The sequence below is a fragment of the Rhodoflexus sp. genome, from assembly GCF_053489755.1.
Genome location: NZ_JBRCHD010000027.1, coordinates 21,724 through 42,241, shown reverse-complemented (window position 1 = coordinate 42,241; position 20,518 = coordinate 21,724). Strand labels below are relative to the sequence as shown.

At 47.7% G+C, this 20,518-nt stretch carries 19 protein-coding genes; 10 read left to right on the top strand and 9 right to left on the bottom strand.

All coding sequences use genetic code 11. The features are described 5' to 3' along the window. The first annotated feature begins 56 nt into the window (after positions 1 to 56). The 3 genes from menB to ACWIP2_RS06100 all read left to right on the top strand — a co-directional run bounded on the left by menB (position 57) and on the right by ACWIP2_RS06100 (position 5,184). The gene (gene menB, locus ACWIP2_RS06110) at positions 57 to 878 is read left to right on the top strand and encodes a 1,4-dihydroxy-2-naphthoyl-CoA synthase (RefSeq protein ID WP_448519022.1); all 822 of its coding nucleotides are present in this window, start codon (positions 57 to 59) and stop codon (positions 876 to 878) included. Between the two features lie 303 nt (positions 879 to 1,181). Beyond that, entirely contained in the window at positions 1,182 to 1,655 is a 474-nt protein-coding gene (locus ACWIP2_RS06105; protein WP_448519021.1) for a hypothetical protein, read from the top strand. Between the two features lie 193 nt (positions 1,656 to 1,848). After that, positions 1,849 to 5,184, top strand: a complete 3,336-nt coding sequence (locus ACWIP2_RS06100; RefSeq protein WP_448519020.1) for a VCBS repeat-containing protein — start codon at positions 1,849 to 1,851, stop codon at positions 5,182 to 5,184. Between the two features lie 76 nt (positions 5,185 to 5,260). Here ACWIP2_RS06100 and ACWIP2_RS06095 read toward each other — a convergent pair whose 3' ends face one another. From ACWIP2_RS06095 to ACWIP2_RS06070, 6 genes are all read right to left on the bottom strand, one after another. Next, the gene (locus ACWIP2_RS06095; protein ID WP_448519049.1) at positions 5,261 to 5,707 is read right to left on the bottom strand and encodes a DUF6691 family protein; all 447 of its coding nucleotides are present in this window, start codon (positions 5,705 to 5,707) and stop codon (positions 5,261 to 5,263) included. 99 nt (positions 5,708 to 5,806) lie between these two features. After that, entirely contained in the window at positions 5,807 to 6,376 is a 570-nt protein-coding gene (locus ACWIP2_RS06090) for a YeeE/YedE family protein (protein ID WP_448519019.1), read from the bottom strand. A 21-nt stretch (positions 6,377 to 6,397) separates the two neighbouring features. Beyond that, positions 6,398 to 6,691 carry a thioredoxin gene (gene trxA / locus ACWIP2_RS06085; RefSeq protein WP_448519018.1) on the bottom strand — a complete coding sequence of 98 codons (294 nt, stop codon included), beginning with the start codon at positions 6,689 to 6,691 and terminating at the stop codon, positions 6,398 to 6,400. Between the two features lie 20 nt (positions 6,692 to 6,711). Continuing rightward, complete coding sequence (locus tag ACWIP2_RS06080) at positions 6,712 to 7,026, bottom strand: rhodanese-like domain-containing protein (RefSeq protein ID WP_448519017.1); 315 nt, start codon at positions 7,024 to 7,026, stop codon at positions 6,712 to 6,714. Between the two features lie 263 nt (positions 7,027 to 7,289). After that, positions 7,290 to 8,087 (bottom strand): sulfite exporter TauE/SafE family protein, encoded by a 798-nt coding sequence (locus ACWIP2_RS06075; RefSeq protein WP_448519016.1) that lies wholly within the window; start codon positions 8,085 to 8,087, stop codon positions 7,290 to 7,292. Positions 8,088 to 8,149: 62 nt separating this feature from the next. Continuing rightward, the gene (locus ACWIP2_RS06070) at positions 8,150 to 8,773 is read right to left on the bottom strand and encodes a Crp/Fnr family transcriptional regulator (protein WP_448519015.1); all 624 of its coding nucleotides are present in this window, start codon (positions 8,771 to 8,773) and stop codon (positions 8,150 to 8,152) included. 111 nt (positions 8,774 to 8,884) lie between these two features. Here ACWIP2_RS06070 and ACWIP2_RS06065 point away from each other — a divergent pair, with 111 nt between their 5' ends. Further along, the gene (locus ACWIP2_RS06065; protein ID WP_448519014.1) at positions 8,885 to 9,667 is read left to right on the top strand and encodes a DUF3050 domain-containing protein; all 783 of its coding nucleotides are present in this window, start codon (positions 8,885 to 8,887) and stop codon (positions 9,665 to 9,667) included. A 17-nt stretch (positions 9,668 to 9,684) separates the two neighbouring features. On the opposite strand, the gene ACWIP2_RS06060 is transcribed toward ACWIP2_RS06065, so the two are convergent. Together ACWIP2_RS06060 and ACWIP2_RS06055 are read right to left on the bottom strand one after the other, a co-directional pair. Further along, positions 9,685 to 10,422 carry a 3'-5' exonuclease gene (locus ACWIP2_RS06060; RefSeq protein WP_448519013.1) on the bottom strand — a complete coding sequence of 246 codons (738 nt, stop codon included), beginning with the start codon at positions 10,420 to 10,422 and terminating at the stop codon, positions 9,685 to 9,687. Positions 10,423 to 10,468: 46 nt separating this feature from the next. Then, positions 10,469 to 10,879 (bottom strand): hypothetical protein, encoded by a 411-nt coding sequence (locus tag ACWIP2_RS06055; protein WP_448519012.1) that lies wholly within the window; start codon positions 10,877 to 10,879, stop codon positions 10,469 to 10,471. 30 nt (positions 10,880 to 10,909) lie between these two features. Between ACWIP2_RS06055 and ACWIP2_RS06050 the strand changes: the two genes are divergently transcribed. The 5 genes from ACWIP2_RS06050 to ACWIP2_RS06030 all read left to right on the top strand — a co-directional run bounded on the left by ACWIP2_RS06050 (position 10,910) and on the right by ACWIP2_RS06030 (position 18,152). Next, positions 10,910 to 11,983, top strand: coding sequence for an anhydro-N-acetylmuramic acid kinase (locus ACWIP2_RS06050; protein WP_448519011.1), 1,074 nt, complete (start codon positions 10,910 to 10,912; stop codon positions 11,981 to 11,983). Positions 11,984 to 12,121: 138 nt separating this feature from the next. Next, entirely contained in the window at positions 12,122 to 12,523 is a 402-nt protein-coding gene (locus ACWIP2_RS06045; protein WP_448519010.1) for a hypothetical protein, read from the top strand. A gap of 112 nt (positions 12,524 to 12,635) precedes the next feature. After that, on the top strand, positions 12,636 to 15,689 hold the full coding sequence (gene secDF / locus ACWIP2_RS06040; RefSeq protein ID WP_448519009.1) for a protein translocase subunit SecDF: 3,054 nt from the start codon (positions 12,636 to 12,638) through the stop codon (positions 15,687 to 15,689). A 129-nt stretch (positions 15,690 to 15,818) separates the two neighbouring features. Continuing rightward, on the top strand, positions 15,819 to 17,735 hold the full coding sequence (locus tag ACWIP2_RS06035) for an OmpA family protein (protein ID WP_448519008.1): 1,917 nt from the start codon (positions 15,819 to 15,821) through the stop codon (positions 17,733 to 17,735). A gap of 57 nt (positions 17,736 to 17,792) precedes the next feature. Beyond that, on the top strand, positions 17,793 to 18,152 hold the full coding sequence (locus ACWIP2_RS06030) for a hypothetical protein (protein WP_448519007.1): 360 nt from the start codon (positions 17,793 to 17,795) through the stop codon (positions 18,150 to 18,152). Here the strand turns inward: ACWIP2_RS06030 and ACWIP2_RS06025 are convergent. After that, positions 18,149 to 19,717: a SulP family inorganic anion transporter gene (locus ACWIP2_RS06025; RefSeq protein WP_448519006.1), complete on the bottom strand. Its 1,569-nt coding sequence runs from the start codon at positions 19,715 to 19,717 to the stop codon at positions 18,149 to 18,151. The two genes, ACWIP2_RS06030 and ACWIP2_RS06025, sit on opposite strands and share 4 nt — an antisense overlap. Positions 19,718 to 19,881: 164 nt before the next feature. Between ACWIP2_RS06025 and ACWIP2_RS06020 the strand changes: the two genes are divergently transcribed. Continuing rightward, the gene (locus ACWIP2_RS06020) at positions 19,882 to 20,511 is read left to right on the top strand and encodes a 3'-5' exonuclease (protein WP_448519005.1); all 630 of its coding nucleotides are present in this window, start codon (positions 19,882 to 19,884) and stop codon (positions 20,509 to 20,511) included. Positions 20,512 to 20,518: the final 7 nt, after the last annotated feature.

Below are 20,518 nucleotides of genomic sequence, written 5' to 3'. Positions count from 1 at the left end.
CGCTGATGCGGCAATTTTGCACTCGCTATTTCTTACATTAAAAAAACCTCATTATCATGGGACAAATCCAATGGGAAACCATTAAAGAATACAAAGAAATCCTGTTCACCTACTACAACGGGATTGGTAAAATCAGCATTAACCGCCCGCAGGTACACAATGCGTTTACGCCCCTCACTGTGCAGGAAATGATTGATGCGATGACGCACTGCCGCTACGATGACCGTATCGGTGTAATCATCCTCACAGGCGAAGGCGGCAAGGCATTTTGCAGCGGCGGCGACCAGAGCGTGCGCGGACACGGAGGCTATGTAGGCAACGACGGCGTGCCACGCCTGAACGTATTAGACCTGCAAAAACTCATCCGCAGCATCCCTAAACCTGTTATTGCAATGGTGGCAGGTTGGGCAATTGGCGGCGGACATGTGCTTCACGTGGTTTGCGACCTGACCATCGCCGCTGATAACGCCCGATTTGGTCAGACTGGCCCAAAAGTGGGCAGCTTCGACGGCGGCTTTGGCGCAAGCTACCTCGCCCGAATTGTGGGACAAAAAAAAGCCCGCGAAATCTGGTATCTCTGCGACCAATACGATGCGCAGGAAGCCCTGCAAATGGGATTGGTAAACAAGGTAGTGCCGCTGGAAAAATTAGAAGAAGAAACTGTAGCTTGGTGTAACAAAATTTTGGAAAAATCTCCTATTGCCCTGCGGATGCTCAAAGCCTCTTTCAATGCCGAATTGGACGGGCAGGCAGGCATTCAGGAACTGGCAGGCAACGCTACGCTGCTCTACTACCTAAGCGACGAAGCCAAAGAAGGCAAAAACGCATTCTTAGAAAAGCGCAAGCCCGATTTCAGTAAGTTTCCAAAGTTCCCGTAGGCGTTTAGAACGCTGCAAAAGGCAGATTACGCGGGTTTACGCAGATTTTCTGAAAATAAATTCGTGTTCATCTGTGTAATCTGCTTTCATACGTGTTAAGCCATCGTCTTACTACCGTTGTTCGTGTCCGCACGAACGACTATTAGAACGCTGAAAAGGCAGATTACACAGGTTTACGCAGATTTTCTGAAAATAAGTTCGTGTTTATCTGTGCAATTTGCCTTCATATGTGTTAAAATTATCTTTTATATGTAAAACTTAGCAACCTTCGCAGCAAAAAACATGCGGTAAACCAACACATCCATGACCGAATATCCTTTCAGTCGCATTCCGCACGACCGCCTCACATGGGTTTCTGCCTATGACAAAGAGACCTTGTGCAGGAAAATTGCAGCGGCAATCTACCAGCAGGGTGAAATCCGCATGAGCAGGCACAAGTTCAACGGGCAGATGATTGGCGATGGGATTTTTCAGTTGGCGCAATTGATAAGCCACCCTAACATATTTCTCCCCTTGTTGCGCTGCCGCATTGAGCAAACCTCTTCGGGCTGTCTGGTTTTTGTAGAGTGCGAGCTGTTTATGACAACGCGGATTTTACTCGCCGTCGGACTGCTGTTCCTGCTTGCTGCTACGCTTTATTTTCTGCTGATACAGCAAGAGTGGCTTTATGCGGCAACCATGTTGATTGCAAAAGGGCTGTTTTACCTTACTATACTTGGCAACTATCACCTGCAAAAACAAATCAGTCTGAATTTGCTGCAACGGGTGATTGCATAATTGTGTTCAATCAAGAACGGCTTTTATATTTTTGGGCGTATAAATCTCTGAAAATCACGATAATCAATCAAGCCGAGCCTTATTAATCGCCTAAATCATGTTGTAAAAATCCATTTGCGCGTCTTACAGATATGCTATTTGCGGTAAAAAGTCCTAAATTTCATAACTTAACCGCCCAAACAAACCCGATTTCATGAAAATTCTACGCTATGGGATAGCGCTTGCCGCGCTTGTACTGGTCGGCTGTAAGCAGGAACAAACTACCAATGAACCGCAGGGTGTGCTCTTTACCGCACTTTCGGCTGCCGAAACAGGCATTGAGTTTACCAATACCGTTACTCCCGAAAAAGATTTCAACATATTCAATTACCGCAACTTCTACAACGGCGGCGGAGTTGCTATCGGCGACATCAACAACGACGGGCTACCCGATATTTTCCTGACCTCCAATCAGGGCGACTGCAAACTGTTCCTCAACAAAGGCAATTTTCAGTTTGAAGATATTACCCAAAAAGCGGGCGTGGCAGGCAAACGCGGCTGGAGTACAGGCGTAACCTTTGCCGACGTAAATGCCGACGGCTGGATGGATATTTACGTATGCAACAGCGGCAACAAAAAAGGCGACGACAAAGCCAACGAACTCTACATTAATAACGCCAACCTTACTTTCACCGAAAAAGCTGCCGAATATGGCTTAGACGACCGTGGATACGGCACACATGCCGCCTTTTTTGACTACGACCGCGACGGCGACTTAGACCTCTACCTGCTCAATAACAGTTTTACCCCCATCGGGCGGCTGGGCTATGCCAACCTCCGCGAAGAACGCGACCCACTCGGCGGCGATAAACTCTTCCGCAACGACAATGGCAAATTCACAGATGTAAGCGAGCAGGCAGGCATCTACGGCAGCCTCATCGGGTTCGGTTTGGGCATCACCATCGGCGATGTAAACAATGACAACTGGTTGGATATTTACATTTCCAACGACTTCTACGAGCGCGACTACCTCTACGTCAATCAGCGCAATGGCACATTTGCAGAAGTTTCCAAAGACTATTTTCAGCACGAGAGCCTCTCTTCTATGGGCGCGGACATCGCCGACCTGAACAACGACGGCTGGCAGGATATTTTCGTAACCGATATGTTGCCTTGGGATGACTACCGACTCAAAACCACCACCACCTTTGAGGGATATGACTTATTCAAACTCAAACTTTCCCGCGACTTCTATTACCAGTACAACCAAAATTCGCTGCAACTCAATAACGGTAACGGTACGTTTAGCGAAGTTTCTCGACTGGCGCAGACCCACGCTACCGACTGGAGTTGGGGCGCGCTCATTTTCGACATGGACAACGACGGGCAAAAAGATATTTTTGTCGCCAACGGCATCCATAAAAACCTCACCGACCAAGACTTTGTCAATTTTCTGGCAAGCGAAGAAAATTTGCGCCGCGTACAAACAGGCAATTTCAATATTCAGGAATATTTAGACCTGATGGAAACTAAGCCCGTAAGCAACTATGCCTTCCGCAACATGGGCGATATGAACTTTGTGAACAAAGCCCGCGAGTGGGGATTGGGCGACCCCGGCTTTTCTAATGGCGCAGCCTACGGCGATTTAGACAACGACGGCGATTTAGACTTGATTGTGAACAACGTGAACATGCCTGTCGGCATTTACCGTAACAATACAAGCGAAAGACTCAAACACAACTATTTGAAAATCAAGCTCAAAGGAACCGCCGCTAATCCAAACGGAGTTGGCGCGAAGCTCGCTGTTCATCACGGCGGAACGGTGCAGTGGCTGCAACAAATGCCTAATCGCGGTTTCCAGTCATCTGTGGACTGGACGCTGGTTTTCGGTTTGGGAAAAGCCGCGCAGGTAGATTCCTTAGTCGTCATTTGGACAGACGACAAGATGCAGACGCTGGGCAAAACCAACGTCAATCAGACCTTAGAACTGGACTATGCCAACGCTAACCAAATCTGGCAGCCCGAAAAAACTGCTGTCGAAAGCTATTTTGCCGATGCCACTGCTGAAACAGGGCTTGCGTTCGCCCATCAGGAAAGCGAATTTGTGGATTTCAAACGCGATGCGCTGCTCAAACAGAAGTACTCCACTCAAGGCCCTGCGCTGGCAACAGGCGATGTAAACGGCGATGGGTTGGAAGATATTTTCTTTGGTGGCGCGGCAGGTCAGCCTTCGCAAATCTGGTTGCAGCAGCCCAACGGCAAGTTTGCGCTAAAGCCCGTGCCTGCCTTTGATGCCGACAAAGCCGCCGAGGCCGTAGATGCTATTTTATTTGATGCTGACGGCGATAAGGATTTGGATTTATTCATCGTTACAGGCAGCAACGAGTTCAGCGCAGAGGATGCGCTTTTGCAGGATTTACTTTATTTAAACGACGGCAAGGGCAACTTTACCAAAGACGAGCGTTTGCCTAAACTTTATGACAGCGGAGCAGCCGTAGCCGCCGCCGACTTTGATAAAGACGGCGACATAGATCTGTTCGTCGCCAATCGTTTGATCCCCGGCAAATATGGACTCAATCCGCCGCACACCCTGCTGATTAACGACGGTACGGGTGGATTCAAGAATTTCACCAAGCGCTACCTGCCCGATATGGAAAAAATCGGGATGCTGACCGATGTGGCATGGGCAGACACCGATGGCGACGGCTATCAGGATTTGATTCTATTTGGCGAGTGGCGCGCGCCTATTTTATACAAAAATCAACAAGGACGAAGTTTCGTTGCCGACGAAGCCTTTGCCAAAACAGCGGCAAGCGGTTTCTGGAACACCGTTGTGCCGATGGATGTGGACAACGACGGCGATATTGACTTGGTGGCGGGCAATCTGGGTTTGAACTCCCGTATTCGAATAGACGCGGCGCGCCCTGCCGAATTGCACATCAACGACTTCGACCGCAACGGCGAAATTGAGCAAATCATTTCCTGCCCTGCTGAAGACGGCAAAAACTACCCTATGCTACTCAAAGGCGATTTGGAAACGCAAGTGCCGATGATTAAAAAGAAGTATCTCAAATTCACTGATTATGCCGCAAAGCCAATCAGTCAAATTTTTGATGCTTCGCAAATGGAAGGCGCAACAGTAAAAACCGCTACCGAGCAGCGCAGCGGCATCTTCATCAATAATGGGGCAGCAGGTTGGGAATTCCGCCCAATGGCATGGCAGGCACAAGTATCGCCCGTACAGGCAATTTTACCGATGGATTTCAACGGCGATGGCAACATGGACTTGTTGCTGGCAGGCAACTTTTTTGACGTATTGCCTGAAATAGTGCGTTACGATGCGCTGTACGGTCTCATGCTGGCAGGAGACGGCAAAGGTAACTTCTCAGCCGTATCTCCTTTGCAGAGTGGTATGGTGATGAAAGGACAAGTGCGCCACTTGCGGGCTGTCGTACCTAAAAACGGCAATCCGCTAATCATTGCAGCCAAAAACAACGAACCGGTACAGGTGTGGCGCGTGCAACAGCGTGTGCAACAGCGTGTGCAATAGGTATCACTAAAAAAATACCGCAAGGGCGTTAGAATAATCATTGCGTCCTTTGCGGTAAAAAATGAACAGGGAAAAATTAATGCGGCAGCTTTTCGCGCAGCAGACCGTACACCCATGTGCCTGCAATAGCGCTTAACAACGTTACGATAATTGCCGTAGCGCCGGCCCCAATTTGAGCAAACAGCGGACCCGGACATGCGCCGGTGATACCCCAGCCTAAGCCGAACATCAAACCGCCGATAACCTGACCTTTGTTAAATGTTTTTGGGCGGAAGGTAATCGCCTCACCGTCAATGGTTTTGATGTTGAATTTCTTAATCAGAAACACGCTGATTACGCCAACCATTACCGCGCTGCCAATCACACCGTACATATGGAAAGATTGCAGTCTGAACATTTCCTGAATGCGAAACCAGCTTACTATTTCGGCTTTTACGAAAACGATGCCGAACATAACACCTACTAGCATATATTTCAGGTTGTCATACCATTTATGCTCAACGTGGCTGTCGTTCACGCACATAGCGTCTAACGAACGCACCTCAAAATCGGTGTTTTCAGCTATCTGTTGTTCTGTTGTTGTGTCTGTATTTTGCAACATAAGTCTTTCGGTTTTAAAGGATTAAAGAGCCAGAATGTAAGGCAGAATGACGTTTACCATGGTAAAACCGCCAATCATAAAACAAATGGTTGCGACCAATGAAGGCCACTGCAAGGTAGAAAGCCCCATAATTGCGTGTCCGCTGGTACAGCCGCCCGCGTAGCGCGTGCCAAAACCCACCATAAAGCCGCCGACAACCATCATCACAAAGCCGCGCGGCGTTGCCAGCGCTTCCCAGTTCATTAGTTGTACAGGAACTAAGTTGCTGTAATCGGTGATGCCGTATTTGGCAAGTTCTGCCGACAAGTCGGGGTGTACGATCATCGGTTCAGGATTTGCCAGCCAAGTTGCCGCAATAAAGCCGCCTATTAAAATGCCTGCCACAAAAAATAAATTCCATGCTTCTTTCTTCCATTCGTATTTAAAAAATGGGATATTGGCAGGCATACAAGCCGCACATATGTGGCGCAAAGAAGATGATATGCCGAAAGATTTGTTACCTAAAATCAATAAAGCCGGAACAGTAAGCCCAATCAGCGGCCCCGCTACGTACCAAGGCCAAGGCTGTTTGATTAATTCAATGAAATTCATGCAATAATTTTTTAAGATTGGTTAAGCAAATTGTTTGATGATGCGTGTCAGTTCGTGTTTAGGGACTACGCCGCTTTGTCGCCACAGCGCCTTGCCGTTTTTGAACAGTATCAGCGTAGGTACGCCTCTGATTTGATAGGCCTGCGCCACGTGTGGGTTTCTGTCCACATCAATTTTAATGATGCTTGCCGCATCGCCTACTTCGCTTTTTACTTCATCCAAAATAGGCGACATCATTTTACAAGGACCACACCACGTAGCAAAAAAATCTACCAAAACGGGCTTGTCGCTGTTAATCAGTTCGTTAAATTTCATATGTCAATTATTTTTTATAGTTACTTGACTAACGCGCTGACGTTTTGCCAAGTTCCCCCGTTAATGACATTTGTGAAACCGTTCTGTTCCAAAATAGCCTTTGCCTGACGGCTGCGGTTGCCGCTGCGGCAGAATACCACAATATTTTTCTTGCCTTTGAAGGAAGCCAGTTTTTTTTCTATCTGATCCAGCGGGATATTCACCGCGCCTTTGACAGAACCTTGGGCAAATTCGGCGGGCGTGCGCACATCTACCAAATAAGCTCCCTCTTGAATGGCTGCGCGCAGCGTGCCTTCGTCGGGCTGACCAAATAAGTTTTTGAGTAGATTGAACATGATTATGAGTGTTATGGTGATGACAATTCCGGTAATTAACTGACGGGATATACAAAGCCCTTGACAGTTAGGTGCAACGGTTGTTTGCATAATGCTGACACAAAGTTAGATGGTTAAAAAAAGCCTGTCAGCTACTTTGGTTACACAGCGCCCAATTAGGCAGATTAAAGTGTATCACGCCCTTTAGGGTGTGCTCTTTTACTTTTTGAATATCAATTAGCAACACACCCTGAAGAGTATGTTACATTTTACACAGCGACCAATCAGGCAAACATAGTTTCTTTGAGAATGATATAAACGCCCATTACCAGGACGAACCAGCCGAAGGCAGGCTTCAATTTTGCCCCGTCAATGCGCTTGGAAAGAGCTGTGCCAACGAAAATGCCGCCAGTGGCAAAGGCTGAAACAACCGCCAGAAAGCCCCAATTGATAATAGTTTCCCTGCCTTCGCCAAAAAAACCGATGAGCGATTTGGCGGCAATGATGACTAATGAAGTGCCTACGGCTTCTTTCATGGGCAGTTTGCTCAATACAACTAATGCGGGGATAATCAGAAAGCCGCCGCCTGCGCCTACCAGTCCGGTCAGCGCACCCACTACCAGCCCCTCAATCAGGATGAGCGGGTAATTAAATTGTTGTTCGCCTGAAATTTCTGCCGCTGGTTTTTTGTCCTTTTTAATCATGCTGTACGAAGCGGCAATCATCAGCACAGCAAAAAGCAGCATCAGCAGGATGCTTTTAGTAATTGTAAATTCGCCGACGGAAAAAATTTCTTTGGGAATGGCAGGCACAATGTAGGCGCGCGTGAGAAATACTGCCACGATAGATGGAATACCGAAAACAATCGCGGTGCGGATATTGACCAGCCCTTTGCGGAAGTAATCAAACGAACCGACGGCGCTTGTCAGCCCGACGATGAAAAGTGAATAGGCGGTAGCGGTAACCGCATCTATGGCAAAGAGGTAAACTAAAACAGGTACGGTTAAGATGCTGCCGCCGCCGCCAATCAACCCAAGTGAAATGCCAATCAGGATAGAAGCCAGATAGCCAATATACTCCATGTGTGTCGTTATTTTCTGACCACAAAGTACGGCAACGGCAGCGCGGCAAACGGTTACTTTGGTTACAAAACTGTGATTTTGTTGCGCCCCAGCTGCACGATGCCTTTTTCTTCCAATTTTTTCAGCAGGCGCGAAACGACCACGCGGGCTGTCCCCAGCTCATTGGCCAACTGTTCGTGTGAAACGTTAAGCGTCTTGTTGCCCGTCAGCGCTACTTTGCGGTTGAGCAGCGACAGCAGGCGTTCATCTACCTTGTGGAAGGCAATTTCATTGATAATTTCCAGCAATTCCTCAAAACGTTTGTGGTAGAGGCGGAAAATATAGTCCAGCCACTGCGGAAACTCTTTCATCAGCGACATGACCTTGTCTAAGGGCAAAAACAGGATTTCCGCGTCTTCTTCCACCTCTGCGCGTACTTTGCTCTTTTCGTTGTGGATGCCGCCCAGAAACGACATGATGCAACTTTCACCCGCCTTGATGTAGTACAGCAAGATTTCGCGCCCGTCTTCTTCGGTGCGAATCACCCGTATGATGCCTTCCGCCACAATGGGAATGGCTTTGACGTAGGCGTTTTCGTTGAGGATAATGTCGCCCGCCTTGTAATGCTTGATTTTGCTGTACTCATACAACTTCGCCGTTAGCACGGGGGAAGATTTAAAGGCAGAAACACTGTCGGAATCGTACATAGTGGTTGGTTTTGCTGCAAAGTAAGTTAAAAAAAGTACATGTGCCCGCAGCCTGCGCTCTAACAAAACCCGTCGCTGTTAGTTTTTGTGGTAAATCTATATTGATTTCTTATGAACCCGTACATCAGCCAATTACAGCAAACAATTGAACCATTGAGCCGTCAGGTGGTCAATCATCCGGCTTATGCCGCTATCCGCGATGAGGAAAGCCTGCGCAGTTTTATGCAATACCATGTTTTCGCCGTTTGGGACTTTATGTCGCTGCTCAAAGCGCTGCAAAACAACCTGACCTGCACACGCACGCCCTGGTTTCCCGAAGGCCATGCCGATACCCGCTTTCTGATTAATGAAATCGTAGTTGGCGAAGAGTCGGACGTGGACTTTTTCGGTAAGCGCAAAAGTCATTTTGAGATGTATTTAGACGCGATGCAACAGTGCGGCGCGGATATTTCTGTGATTGAGATGTTTACCGCCACGCTGCGCCAAACGGGCGATATGGAAAAAGCCTTTGCCGTTGCCCGCGTACCCGAAGCCGCCCGTCAGTTTGTCCGCTATACGTTTGAGGTTATCAACGACAATCAGCCGCACGTGCAGGCTGCCGTGTTCACCTTTGGGCGCGAAGACCTGATTCCGCAAATGTTTCTCTCTATTATCAACGAAATTTTTCAGGATGCCCCCGAAAAAATCAGCCTGTTCAAATATTATCTGGAACGGCACATTGAAGTGGACGGCGACCACCACAGTCACTTAGCGCTGGAAATGACCGCTCACCTCTGCGGCGAAGATGCCAACCGTTGGCAACAAGCCACCGAAGCCGCACAAAAAGCCCTACAAATGCGCATCGCCCTCTGGGACGGCGTACTTACAGAGATTGAACAGGGGATGGAGGTGTAACAGCACCTCAACTGCGTTTAGGAAAGTTCAATGATATTTTCCGGCAAAAGTTCGGGATAACAGCGCATCGCCAGATATACCTGTGCAGTAACCTTTACGTCGCTGCGGCAGTAGGCGGCGATGCGCTCGTAGTCTCCATCCCGATAGAAGACCTCGTGTACCATACTGCCGTCTATGTTGTCTTTCCCTGTAGGAATGCCAAACAAAGTGGCTAATAATTTGAGCGAAGTCAGATAGCGTTTGTCGCCGTATTGCCACATTTCCATTGTGTCTAAGTGCGTAATTTCCCAAGGCTTCTGGTCTGCGATATTAAGGATAGCAGGCGGCATTATGCGATTAATCAGCATCCGACGACAGAGATACGGGTAGTCAAAGTGCTTGCCGTTGTGTGCAACTAATCGTGTGCGCTTGTTGAAGCGATTTTCCAGCAGGTATTTAAAATCTTGCAGCAGTTGTACCTCATCGGTTCCATAAAAGGACTTGACGCGCAGGCTCAACTCTTGCTCGTCATTCAGGTAGAAATAGCCTGCTGCAATACAGATAATTTTCCCAAACTCTGCCGAAAGCGCGGCTCGCTGTTTATAGAGAATGTCGGGATCTTGCTGCGGATCTAAACGGCTTGCCCGCTTTGTCCAGAGCGTCTGCATCGTCTCATCCAGCAAATCCAGATCGGGCTGTTCGGAAACCGTTTCAATGTCTATGAACAACAGGTTTTTCAATTCGCGGAAAATCTGCGCAGGCGTGAGGGAAGTCATGGCAGTGAAAGTTTGCTTGTTTGTACGTAATGCAGAATGTACAGTTTTAATAATGCAGAATGCCTTTCAACTCCAACTGCGGGATATACACCAGATTTTCATCAACAATACTTTCAGGCACGAAGATGAATTTTTTGTCGTAAATCTGTCCGTTTACATAGTAACTTACCCAGTATTCATTGAACAAATGAAAAATTGAAGGGTCTATCAGTTCTATTTGCATGTGCGCACCTGCCGCAACAGTACCCAGATACTGTCGTAGTACTGAGGTGCGCTGTTGTTCTTGTGTTTGTTCTTTTTCGCTGTATCCTGTAGAAACCACCATGACATCATTCACATCGAAGTCATTAGTATTCAGCAGGTAAACTATCCATTGGGGCGCTTTTGCCGTTGTATCTTCACAAGCAACTGCCACGCGAATTCCTTCTACTGTTGGGAAAACAATATCTTTTTTCATAGTTTGACAAAAATAAATGTTTAGCCCGATATGCAAAACAGCCTGTACGTTCTGGGAATGATGTCCGGAACCTCTTTAGATGGTCTTGATCTGGCGCTGGTAGAATTTTGGCAGGACAGCAAATGGCATTTTCGCCTACACGCTGCTACAACTATTCCTTACAGTGAGGAATGGAAAGCCATTCTGAGCGATTTGGAAAACCGCACGGCCTTTGACTATGCCCGCACCGATGCAGAACTGGGACATTACTTCGGTGAACAGGCGCGGCAATTCATCGCAGCGCAAGCCGCCAAGCCGCTGTTCATTGCTTCGCACGGGCATACGATTTTTCATCAGCCATCTATTCGGCTGACTACGCAAATAGGGAGCGGGGCGGCGCTGGCAGCTTCATCGGGCTATCCCGTCATTTGCGATTTCCGCACATTAGATGTAGCGCTGGGCGGACAGGGTGCGCCACTTGTCCCCGCAGGCGACCGCTTGCTGTTTGCCGATTACGACTTTTGTGTCAATCTGGGCGGCATTTCCAACTTTTCGGTCGAGCATCAGGGCAAACGTATTTCCTATGATGTAGCCTTTACCAATATGCTGTTCAATTACCTGACAAAAAAGATCGGAAAAGCATATGACAGAGGCGGCGCGATTGCCCGCAGCGGCAAATGCCTGCCCGACTTGTTGGAGCAGTTCAATGCTGATCCGTATCTGCAGCAGTCTTTCCCCAAGTCGCTGGGCAAGGAGACTTTTGTTTCGTACTATGTGCCGCTCATAGAAGCAAGCGATGCTTCGGTAACAGATGTGCTTTGTACGGCGGTGCATTATTCAGCAGGTCAGTTGGCGAAAAACATCCGGCAGTTCAACTACCCAAAGCCTAAGGTATTGCTAACAGGCGGCGGCGCTTTCAACACCTTTTTTGTGGAAGTGCTGCAAAGCCAACTGCCCGAAGCAGAAATCTTCATCCCCGAAGCGGAGATTATTGCTTTTAAAGAGGCAATTGTCTTTGCCTTTTTGGGTGTGTTGCGCTATTTGGGACAGCCCAACTGCCTAGCTTCGGTAACGGGCGCTTCAGCAGACAATTGCGGCGGAGCTATCTGGGGGAAGTTACCCTAAACAATCAGGCAGCATATAATTTCAGGCGGCATATTCTTCGCGGCTAAATGTTTTACCACAAAGAATTATTGCTTGTCAAATCGCTGCAAGGTTTGCAAAATGTGTGAAAAAAACTACATTTGCCGACCTTTCTTTATTATGCAACATTCAAAATCGGCGATAGGACGTACTATTGGGATGATACTGCTCGTGTTTTACACACTGGCCGTTTATCCTTTATCGCTGTTGCAAGAACAATCGGCGTTGCCTGTAAAGAAAGAAACCGCTGCCCAAACCGATAGCAACCTGTCCGATACAAACGAGCAAGGTGCGCCCGAAGAAAGCAGCAAACGCACAATCATTAGCGAAGCCTCTGACTTAGAGGCTGTTATCAGCAGCGTAGTACAGTGCGCCATTCCCAAGTGGCAACTGCAAGCACCTTTATTTTTCCTCTTGGCAGCAGTGCGCGAACTGCCTGTAGTGAAGCCTTTGCATCAAATTGCACTTCCTGTGTATGTGGAAGTGTTATTTGAAACGCTCATTCTCCCCAACGCGCCTTAGTAGTTTCCATTTGTTTTGCTCAGCAACTGCCCGACCCATTGCTGAGGTTACAGCCCAACGGTTGTTTTTGCTTTGAAAATCCATTTATCAAATTTTATTTCATCACAAAACCATGAGAAACAGAGGTTTTATCATCACGCTTACCGTGATTATATCCCTGCTTTGCTTATTCTACCTGTCGTTTTCGCTGGTATCTTACAACATTCAAAAAGATGCCAACGCCTATGCTACGGACAGCAACGGCAATATCAATTACAACAAACGCCAGCGCTACTACGACTCGCTGTGGAATCTGCCCGTTTACAATCTGGGCTTTGCAAAGTTTACTTTGAAAGAAGTAAAAGATTTTGAACTGCACCTCGGTCTTGACTTGCAAGGTGGTATGCACGTAGTACTGGAAGTATCGCCTGTGGACGTAATCAAGGCGATGTCCGGCGACAGTAAAGATGCCAATTTCGTGCAGGCACTTGCCAATGCCCAGAAACTGGCAGTAGGCAGCCAGCGTACTTTCACTGAAATTTTCTTTGATGAGTACGAAAAATTAGCCGGCGCTAATCAACTAAGTAAAATTTTTGCTAATTCTGCTAACCAAGGAATTATTGACTTCAAAACTCCTGAGCCTGAGATCAAACGCATTATTACCACAGAAGTAGAAGGTGCGATTGAACGTTCTTACCGCATTGTGAAGTCGCGTATTGATAAGTTTGGCGTAACCAACCCCAACGTACAGCGCATTCCGGGTACAGGACGCATTCAGGTTGAACTGCCGGGTGTGGACAACCCTGAGCGCGTACGCAAACTCTTGCAAGGTGTTGCCAAGTTGGAGTTCTGGGAAGTTTATGAGCCTAACGAGTATAGCGAATTCCTGCAAAAAATCAACGACTTTGCGGTAAGCAAAAAGAAAACAGGCACCTCATCTGCTACCAATGCACCTACTGCTACCAACGATGCTCTTGCCGCACTGACCGAAGGGGCGGACACTTTAAAGGCGGCGGATAGTAATGATCCGGCGGTTGCTGCTGCTGCCAAAGAAGACTCAGCGACTATTGCTAAGCGCATGATTGACTCGCTGAACAACACCATGAACCAGAGCGCCTCTGCGTTGTTCACCAAGTTGGTGCGCGTCAATCCGAACTACTTCGAGTTGATCTACGAAGCGCAGGACACCGCTGCTGTGAACGATGTGCTGTTTGATCCCGTGATGGCGCCTGCTATTCCGCCAACGGCTAAGTTTCTTTGGGGCGTAAAGCCAACGTTTGAAGAGCAAGGCAGACAGTATTACACACTCTACGTAATCAAAAAAGGACGCGGCAATCAGGCACCGCTCGACGGTGAGGCGATCAAAGATGCACGTCAAGGCTTCGACGACCGAGGCAGACCCGACGTACAAATGGTGATGAACGCAGAAGGCAGCAAAGTATGGAAAAAGCTGACAGGCGCAAACGTCAACCGCCGCATAGCTATTGTACTGGACAACAATGTTTATTCGGCACCGGTAGTGCAATCCGAAATTGCAGGCGGTAATTCTTCTATCTCGGGCAATTTTACGATCGAAGAAGCACAAGACTTGGCAAATATCCTTAAAGTTGGTAAACTACCTGCTCCTACGCGTATCGTAGAAGAGGCTGTCGTAGGTCCATCCTTAGGGCGCGAGGCAGTACAGCAGGGGCTTATTTCTATTGTCATTGGCTTCTTGGCTGTAGTAGTGTTCATGGCTATTTACTACTCAGGTGCGGGTTTAGTTGCTAACGGCGCACTGTTGTTCAATATCTTCTTTATCGTAGGTATCCTTGCCAACTTCGAGGCAGCGCTTACACTGCCCGGTATCGCAGGTATCGTACTGACGATTGGTATGGCGGTAGATGCGAACGTACTTGTATTTGAGCGTATCCGCGAAGAACTCCGCAACCAGAAACCACTGATGGAAGCAATCGAACTGGGTTATGACCGCGCATTCTGGTCTATTTTTGACTCCAACCTGACCACTTTGCTGACGGCTTTCTTCCTCTATACATTGGGAACAGGCCCTATCAAAGGCTTTGCCATCACGTTGATTATCGGTATTTTCTGCTCATTCTTTACTGCCGTTTACGTATCCCGCGTAATTATTTATTCGCTGATCAACCGCAAAGGCGCAGAAAGCAAAATTTCTTTCGCTATGCCATTTACCTTCAATGCTTTCCGCATTGAAGGCGTTGATTTCATCGGCAAGCGCAAGATTGCCTATGCTTTCTCGGGTATTATGATTGTGATCGGACTCGGACTGATGCTCACACAAGGACTCAATCTGGGTGTTGATTTCAAAGGTGGCAGAACCTATATAGTAGAGTTCAAAGAAAATGTAATAGCCTCTGAAGTTCGCTCAACTTTGAGTCCTTTCTTCGAAGGACAAGGCACTGAGGTAAAAACCTACGACACCAATAACAAGGTAAAAGTTACTACAACCTTTTTGATTGATGACGACTCTGACGCGGCAGATGAAAAAGTACTTGCCGCTTTGAATCAAGGTTTGCGCAAATACGCTAATCTGAATCCGCAGATTTTGAGTTCATCTAAAGTGGGCGCTACTATTGCAAGCGACATTCGCGACTCTGCTCTGGAGTCTATCTTCGCCTCGCTGCTGGCTATTTTTGCCTATATCTTCCTGCGCTTCCGCAAGTGGCAATTTGGTTTAGGGGCGGTATTGGCACTCTTCCACGACGTATTGATCGTTATGTCATGCGTTGCTATTGCCCGTGTACTTGGATTTAGCGTAGAAGTTGATCAGGTATTTGTTGCAGCAATCCTGACTATTATCGGTTACTCAATTAACGATACTGTGGTTGTATTTGACCGCGTACGCGAGTCGCTCTCCAGAGGTGCGGCCAACAAGCAGGAACTGATTACAGGCATGAATAAAGCTGTAAACGATACTTTTAGCCGTACCATCATCACAGCGCTTACTACTTTTCTTGTCGTATTCGTGCTGTTCATGGCAGGTGGCGAAGTACTGCGCGGTTTCTCTTTCGCCTTGTTGCTGGGTGTAATCTTTGGTACTTATTCCTCTATTTTCGTTGCAAGTTCTCTAGTAACAGATACAATGGATAGTATAGAGGCTACTGCTGCACCACAACAAGATGCCAAAGCTGCGAAAACACCAGTAAAGGTTGCCCGCGCTAAGGCGTAAATTCCCTTGTACCGATGTACCCATGCATGCGAAGCCCTCGCCCGACAGCGAAGGCTTCGTTTTTTTATGGATTCCTATGCAGATTGCATGAATTTTGACGTTATTTTAGGTGTATTATTTCTCAAGCCAATGTTTCAACGCATCATTGCCCTTTTCGGGCTTATACTCTTCCTGTTTACAACTACTTCTTATGCACAACTGAGCACTACCAATAAAAAGGCAGAAAAACTGTATGAGGAATCTAAAGAGTTCCTGCGCCGCCGCGATTTTGATCGCTGCATAGAAAAGTTGCGCAAAGCAGTGGAGATTGATCCTAACTTCTTGGAAGCACAATATGCCCTTGCCAACGCGCTCAATACGATGCGCCGAACTGAGGAGGCGGAAATTCATTATCGAAAGTGTCTTACCATCAGCCCCAACGATAAAAAACTTGCTCCCGTGTACTACCACGTAGGAGTGATAGATTTCAGCAGAGGCGATTACGCAGGGGCGCTCTCCAAATTAGAGAAGTTTCTTTCTATGGGTACCGGCAACAATAACCACATACAAGATGCCCGCAAGCGGATTGCCTCTTGTCGTTATGCGGTCGAGGGCATGAAAAAACCTGTGGATTTCAAGCCTGTGGCCGTTGCTGCTCCAATCAACCATTTGCCCTTGCAGTATTTCCCTGTTCTCTCTGCTGATCAGCAACAGATCATTTACACCGCACGAGAAGGAACAGCAAACATCAATGACGAAAATATTTACATCAGCTATCAGGAAAACGGGCAGTGGACGATGCCCAAAATCATTACCGAACTATCCACACCTTTCAACGAAGGCACCTGTACGATCTCTGCCGACGGGCAAACAATGATCTTTACCATTTGTGAAAATAAGGACAAAGAAATCATTGGCAGTTGCGATCTGTTCATCACCTATCGCACAGGCGACCGCTGGTCTGAGCCGCGCAACATGGGCCCTGCTGTTAATTCGCGCCACTGGGATACGCAGCCTTCGCTCTCCGCTGACGGCAGAACACTCTACTTCGTGTCCGATCGGCCGGGAGGAATCGGCGGGCATGACATCTGGGTTACGCACAGACACGAAAACGGGAGCTGGGGGGAGGCTTTCAACTTAGGCCCGCAAATTAACACACGCGGCGACGAAGTTGCGCCTTTTATTCACGTCAACGGACAAACGCTGTTTTTTGCTTCCGACGGCTATCTGGGTTATGGTGGCTACGATCTGTACAAAGCCGAGCGCATGGCAGAAGGATGGAGCAAACCTACCAATCTGGGCTATCCTATCAACGATCACCGCAATCAAATGGGACTTTTTATTACGGCAGATGGCAAAAAGGGCTATTATTCCCATGAGGAAAATATTGGCAATCAACTGATTTCGAGCCGTATTTACATGTTCGAGCTACCCGAAGAACTTCGACCTACAACAACCTCCAACTACGTCAAAGGAACGGTGCGCGATGCTGTTACTAAAAAAGCCCTTGCCGCCCGCATAGAGTTAATTGATCTTGCTACTGACAGCATTCAGCAGCAGGTTTCATCAGACGCGGCCAACGGGCGCTACCTGATTGTACTCAACAAAGGCGCAGAATACGCACTTTACGTCAATTGCGAAGGTTATCTGTTCAAAAGTCTGACGTTTAATTATGCCGAAGAAGGCACAGACGTAGTGATAGACATCGAATTAGACCCGATTAGTAAAGGTGCAAAAATTGTTTTGAACAATATTTTCTTTGAAACCGCCAAGTGGGATTTGCAACCTAAATCTATTACCGAACTACGCAAGCTACTACGGCTGTTAGAACAAAATCCGCAACTCAAAGTAGAAATTGGCGGACATACGGACGATGTTGGCTCGGATGCTGCCAATCTGGAGCTTTCGCGCAAACGAGCACAGTCAGTTGTCGACTACTTGACCCAAAACGGCATAGATGCAGTCCGACTTACAGCTAAGGGATACGGCGAAACGGTCCCGCAAGTACCCAACAACAGCGACCAGAACCGCGCTAAAAATCGCCGCATTGAGTTTAAATTGTTATAGAATCGAGCCACCCTTCCTATAGAAATCAGTACCTTTAACCTGAAAGCGCTCAAAACAATGCAGGATATTTTTATCATCAGTATCATCATGGCAGTCCCAATCACAGGGATTCTGTCTGCTACTTTCTTGAAGTACAAGAAGTTGGAACTTCAGCAAAGCAAAGACAACGGTCATACAGCTAAGGCTTTGGAGCAACTCACACACATGGTAAATAAACTTGCCAAAGAAAATACAGAACTGCGCCAGCGCGTAGAAAATCTGGAAACGATTGTAACGCTAGGCGATATATCGGCCGATCTCAGGCAGGTAAAAAGGAGCAGTAACGAGGCACATCGAGAACTACCACCTGCTAATCAAGATAATATGCTCAACAGCGAAATCGCCCAAATCATTGCTGACCATAAGAAGTTTCGTTAAATCTCAAGCGTTACCGGCAGCGCAGGCAGGTTTCTCAGTTCAAAGTGAATACCGCGCTGCGGGGCAATATTTTCCTTGAAGTCATGTAGTATTTCCAGCACATCGTGATTAATATATTTAGTTTGAACGCCGTCTATTATCACATGGTCGCCGGACTCCAGCTTCTCCAACATCGTGATGATACTTCCTTTATTGAGAAAGGTAACGCCCTGTGAAAGAGTGATATAGATACCATCGCGCTTTCCCATCTCGGTGCGGTTATAGGAATAGGCATTGCGCATATTGGCACGCAGGATATAAAAAATAGAAACGATCATTCCCACGCCGATGCCTTGGAGCAAGTCCGAAAATACAATTGCTACCACCGTAACAGCAAAAGGAATAAATTGCTCCCAGCCCATCCGGAAGATTTGCACCATCATCGAAGGCTTGATGAGTTTATAGCCAAGCAACAAAAGAATTGCCGAAAGCGAAGCTAGAGGGATCAGGTTCAAAAGGTGCGGAATCAATACGGCAGAGGCGAGCAAAAGCAGCCCGTGTACAACAGTGGCAACACGGGTACGTCCCCCTGCATTGATATTGGCAGAACTGCGCACGATTACCTGCGTGATCGGGATGCCACCCAGCAGCCCCGATGCGATATTGCCTACTCCTTGCGCAAGTATTTCGCGGTCGGCAGGGGTTTTGCGTTTGTAGGGGTCTAATTTATCAGTAGCATCTACAGAAAGCAGGGTTTCCAACGTGGCAACAACGGCGATCGTTCCGGCAGTGGTATATACCTCAAAATTGCGGAATGCCGACCAGTCGGGTTGCATGAAAAGCGCCCATAAGTCGTCAGGCGAATCGGTAACGGGTAGCGTAACCAGATGATCTTTTGACAATACCCAATCAGGATAAAAGAGTTTGTACAGTTCATTGATGCCTACGCCTGCCACTACGACAAACAGCGCACTCGGCAAAAATTGGAACAGCACAAAGCGCTTCATAAAAGGCCGATCGAAGAGTATGAGCAGTGCAAGCGAAAGCGCGCTAATGACAATCGCTCCAGGGCTATAGCGCTCGAGGGCATAAGCAATTTCAGTAAACGTATTGTTGCCGTCGCTTTGCAGGAAAGACTCGTCGCCCATCTGGTCGGCATCAAAGCCCAATGCGTGAGGTATTTGCTTGAGAATCAGGATCAGACCGATAGCTGCCAGCATTCCTTTAATCACCGATGAGGGAAAGAAATACACCAAGATACCTGCCCTAAGTGCTGCCAGAGCAATCTGTATCAGCCCTGCTACAATAACTGCCAGCAAAAAAGCCTGGTAGCTGCCCAATTTATCAATGGAAGTAAGCACAGTTACAGTCAGGCCGGCGGCAGGCCCACTCACGCCTACTGCCGAGCCACTGATGATACCAACAACTACCCCGCCGACAATCCCGGCAATAATGCCCGAAAAAAGCGGCGCTCCCGAAGCCAGAGCAACGCCCAGACACAGCGGCAAAGCGACCAGAAACACTACTAGCCCCGCAGCCAAATCGCTTTTCAAATGAGATACATAATGACTAAAACGTGGTTGCATGAGGCAATAAGTCCATCGCGCTGATGCGCCTTAGGTAAGGCAAATATCGTAAGTGAATTGTTAAGAAAGTAGTTGATATGCTTGTTTTATGCGCTAAATTGCGGCACAGCGCTGCTAAAGCGCAAAAGAACCAATTTCGGCCGCCGCATAATCAATAATTATTCATGCCTTACTTAGTTTTTGATGTAGAAACTACCGGACTTGAGCCGGATTATCACGAAATCATACAACTCGGCGCCGTCTTGTATGACGACCGATGGAACCAACTTGCTACTTTCCTGAGTAATGTTTATCCCGAATACCCCGACAGGTTCTCTATTCCTGCCTCTGAGGTACATAACCTCACAGTAGAGGATCTGGACGATGCGCCCATGATCTATGAAATGCTCGAAGACTTCGAGGACTGGCTCATGGACGAGTTGAACCTGCAAAGCCGCAACGACCTGCGCCGCATCACCATCTGCGGGCAAAGCGTAGCTACAGACATTAACTTTCTGCGATTTGCCTACAGGAAATCGCAAATGAGCTGGGAGTTTTCGTTCCGTCCGCTCGACCTGTTCGTTCTTTCCAACTTTTACTTCCGCATCCTTAAAGCAAATGGTATTGCAGGGCCCAAATCGCTAAGTCTCAAAAGTGTAGCCGCCTATTTTGGCATGGAGCGCGAAACGGAAACTCACAATGCTCTGGAAGATTCTATCTTGACCGGACGTTGCTTGGCACTGATCCTAAAAAATGGCGACAAGTTCAGAGTCAAGAAAGACGATTTAGCATTTTGGGAAGACGATGACCAATAAAAAGGTT

Excerpts from the sequence above, each read along its gene's own strand:
- menB (WP_448519022.1), top strand. The coding sequence starts at position 57 with ATGGGACAAATCCAATGGGAAACCATTAAAGAATACAAAGAAATCCTG.
- ACWIP2_RS06105 (WP_448519021.1), top strand. The coding sequence starts at position 1,182 with ATGACCGAATATCCTTTCAGTCGCATTCCGCACGACCGCCTCACATGG.
- ACWIP2_RS06100 (WP_448519020.1), top strand. The coding sequence starts at position 1,849 with ATGAAAATTCTACGCTATGGGATAGCGCTTGCCGCGCTTGTACTGGTC.
- ACWIP2_RS06095 (WP_448519049.1), bottom strand. The coding sequence starts at position 5,707 with ATGTGCGTGAACGACAGCCACGTTGAGCATAAATGGTATGACAACCTG.
- ACWIP2_RS06090 (WP_448519019.1), bottom strand. The coding sequence starts at position 6,376 with ATGAATTTCATTGAATTAATCAAACAGCCTTGGCCTTGGTACGTAGCG.
- trxA (WP_448519018.1), bottom strand. The coding sequence starts at position 6,691 with ATGAAATTTAACGAACTGATTAACAGCGACAAGCCCGTTTTGGTAGAT.
- ACWIP2_RS06080 (WP_448519017.1), bottom strand. The coding sequence starts at position 7,026 with ATGTTCAATCTACTCAAAAACTTATTTGGTCAGCCCGACGAAGGCACG.
- ACWIP2_RS06075 (WP_448519016.1), bottom strand. The coding sequence starts at position 8,087 with ATGGAGTATATTGGCTATCTGGCTTCTATCCTGATTGGCATTTCACTT.
- ACWIP2_RS06070 (WP_448519015.1), bottom strand. The coding sequence starts at position 8,773 with ATGTACGATTCCGACAGTGTTTCTGCCTTTAAATCTTCCCCCGTGCTA.
- ACWIP2_RS06065 (WP_448519014.1), top strand. The coding sequence starts at position 8,885 with ATGAACCCGTACATCAGCCAATTACAGCAAACAATTGAACCATTGAGC.
- ACWIP2_RS06060 (WP_448519013.1), bottom strand. The coding sequence starts at position 10,422 with ATGACTTCCCTCACGCCTGCGCAGATTTTCCGCGAATTGAAAAACCTG.
- ACWIP2_RS06055 (WP_448519012.1), bottom strand. The coding sequence starts at position 10,879 with ATGAAAAAAGATATTGTTTTCCCAACAGTAGAAGGAATTCGCGTGGCA.
- ACWIP2_RS06050 (WP_448519011.1), top strand. The coding sequence starts at position 10,910 with ATGCAAAACAGCCTGTACGTTCTGGGAATGATGTCCGGAACCTCTTTA.
- ACWIP2_RS06045 (WP_448519010.1), top strand. The coding sequence starts at position 12,122 with ATGCAACATTCAAAATCGGCGATAGGACGTACTATTGGGATGATACTG.
- secDF (WP_448519009.1), top strand. The coding sequence starts at position 12,636 with ATGAGAAACAGAGGTTTTATCATCACGCTTACCGTGATTATATCCCTG.
- ACWIP2_RS06035 (WP_448519008.1), top strand. The coding sequence starts at position 15,819 with ATGTTTCAACGCATCATTGCCCTTTTCGGGCTTATACTCTTCCTGTTT.
- ACWIP2_RS06030 (WP_448519007.1), top strand. The coding sequence starts at position 17,793 with ATGCAGGATATTTTTATCATCAGTATCATCATGGCAGTCCCAATCACA.
- ACWIP2_RS06025 (WP_448519006.1), bottom strand. The coding sequence starts at position 19,717 with ATGCAACCACGTTTTAGTCATTATGTATCTCATTTGAAAAGCGATTTG.
- ACWIP2_RS06020 (WP_448519005.1), top strand. The coding sequence starts at position 19,882 with ATGCCTTACTTAGTTTTTGATGTAGAAACTACCGGACTTGAGCCGGAT.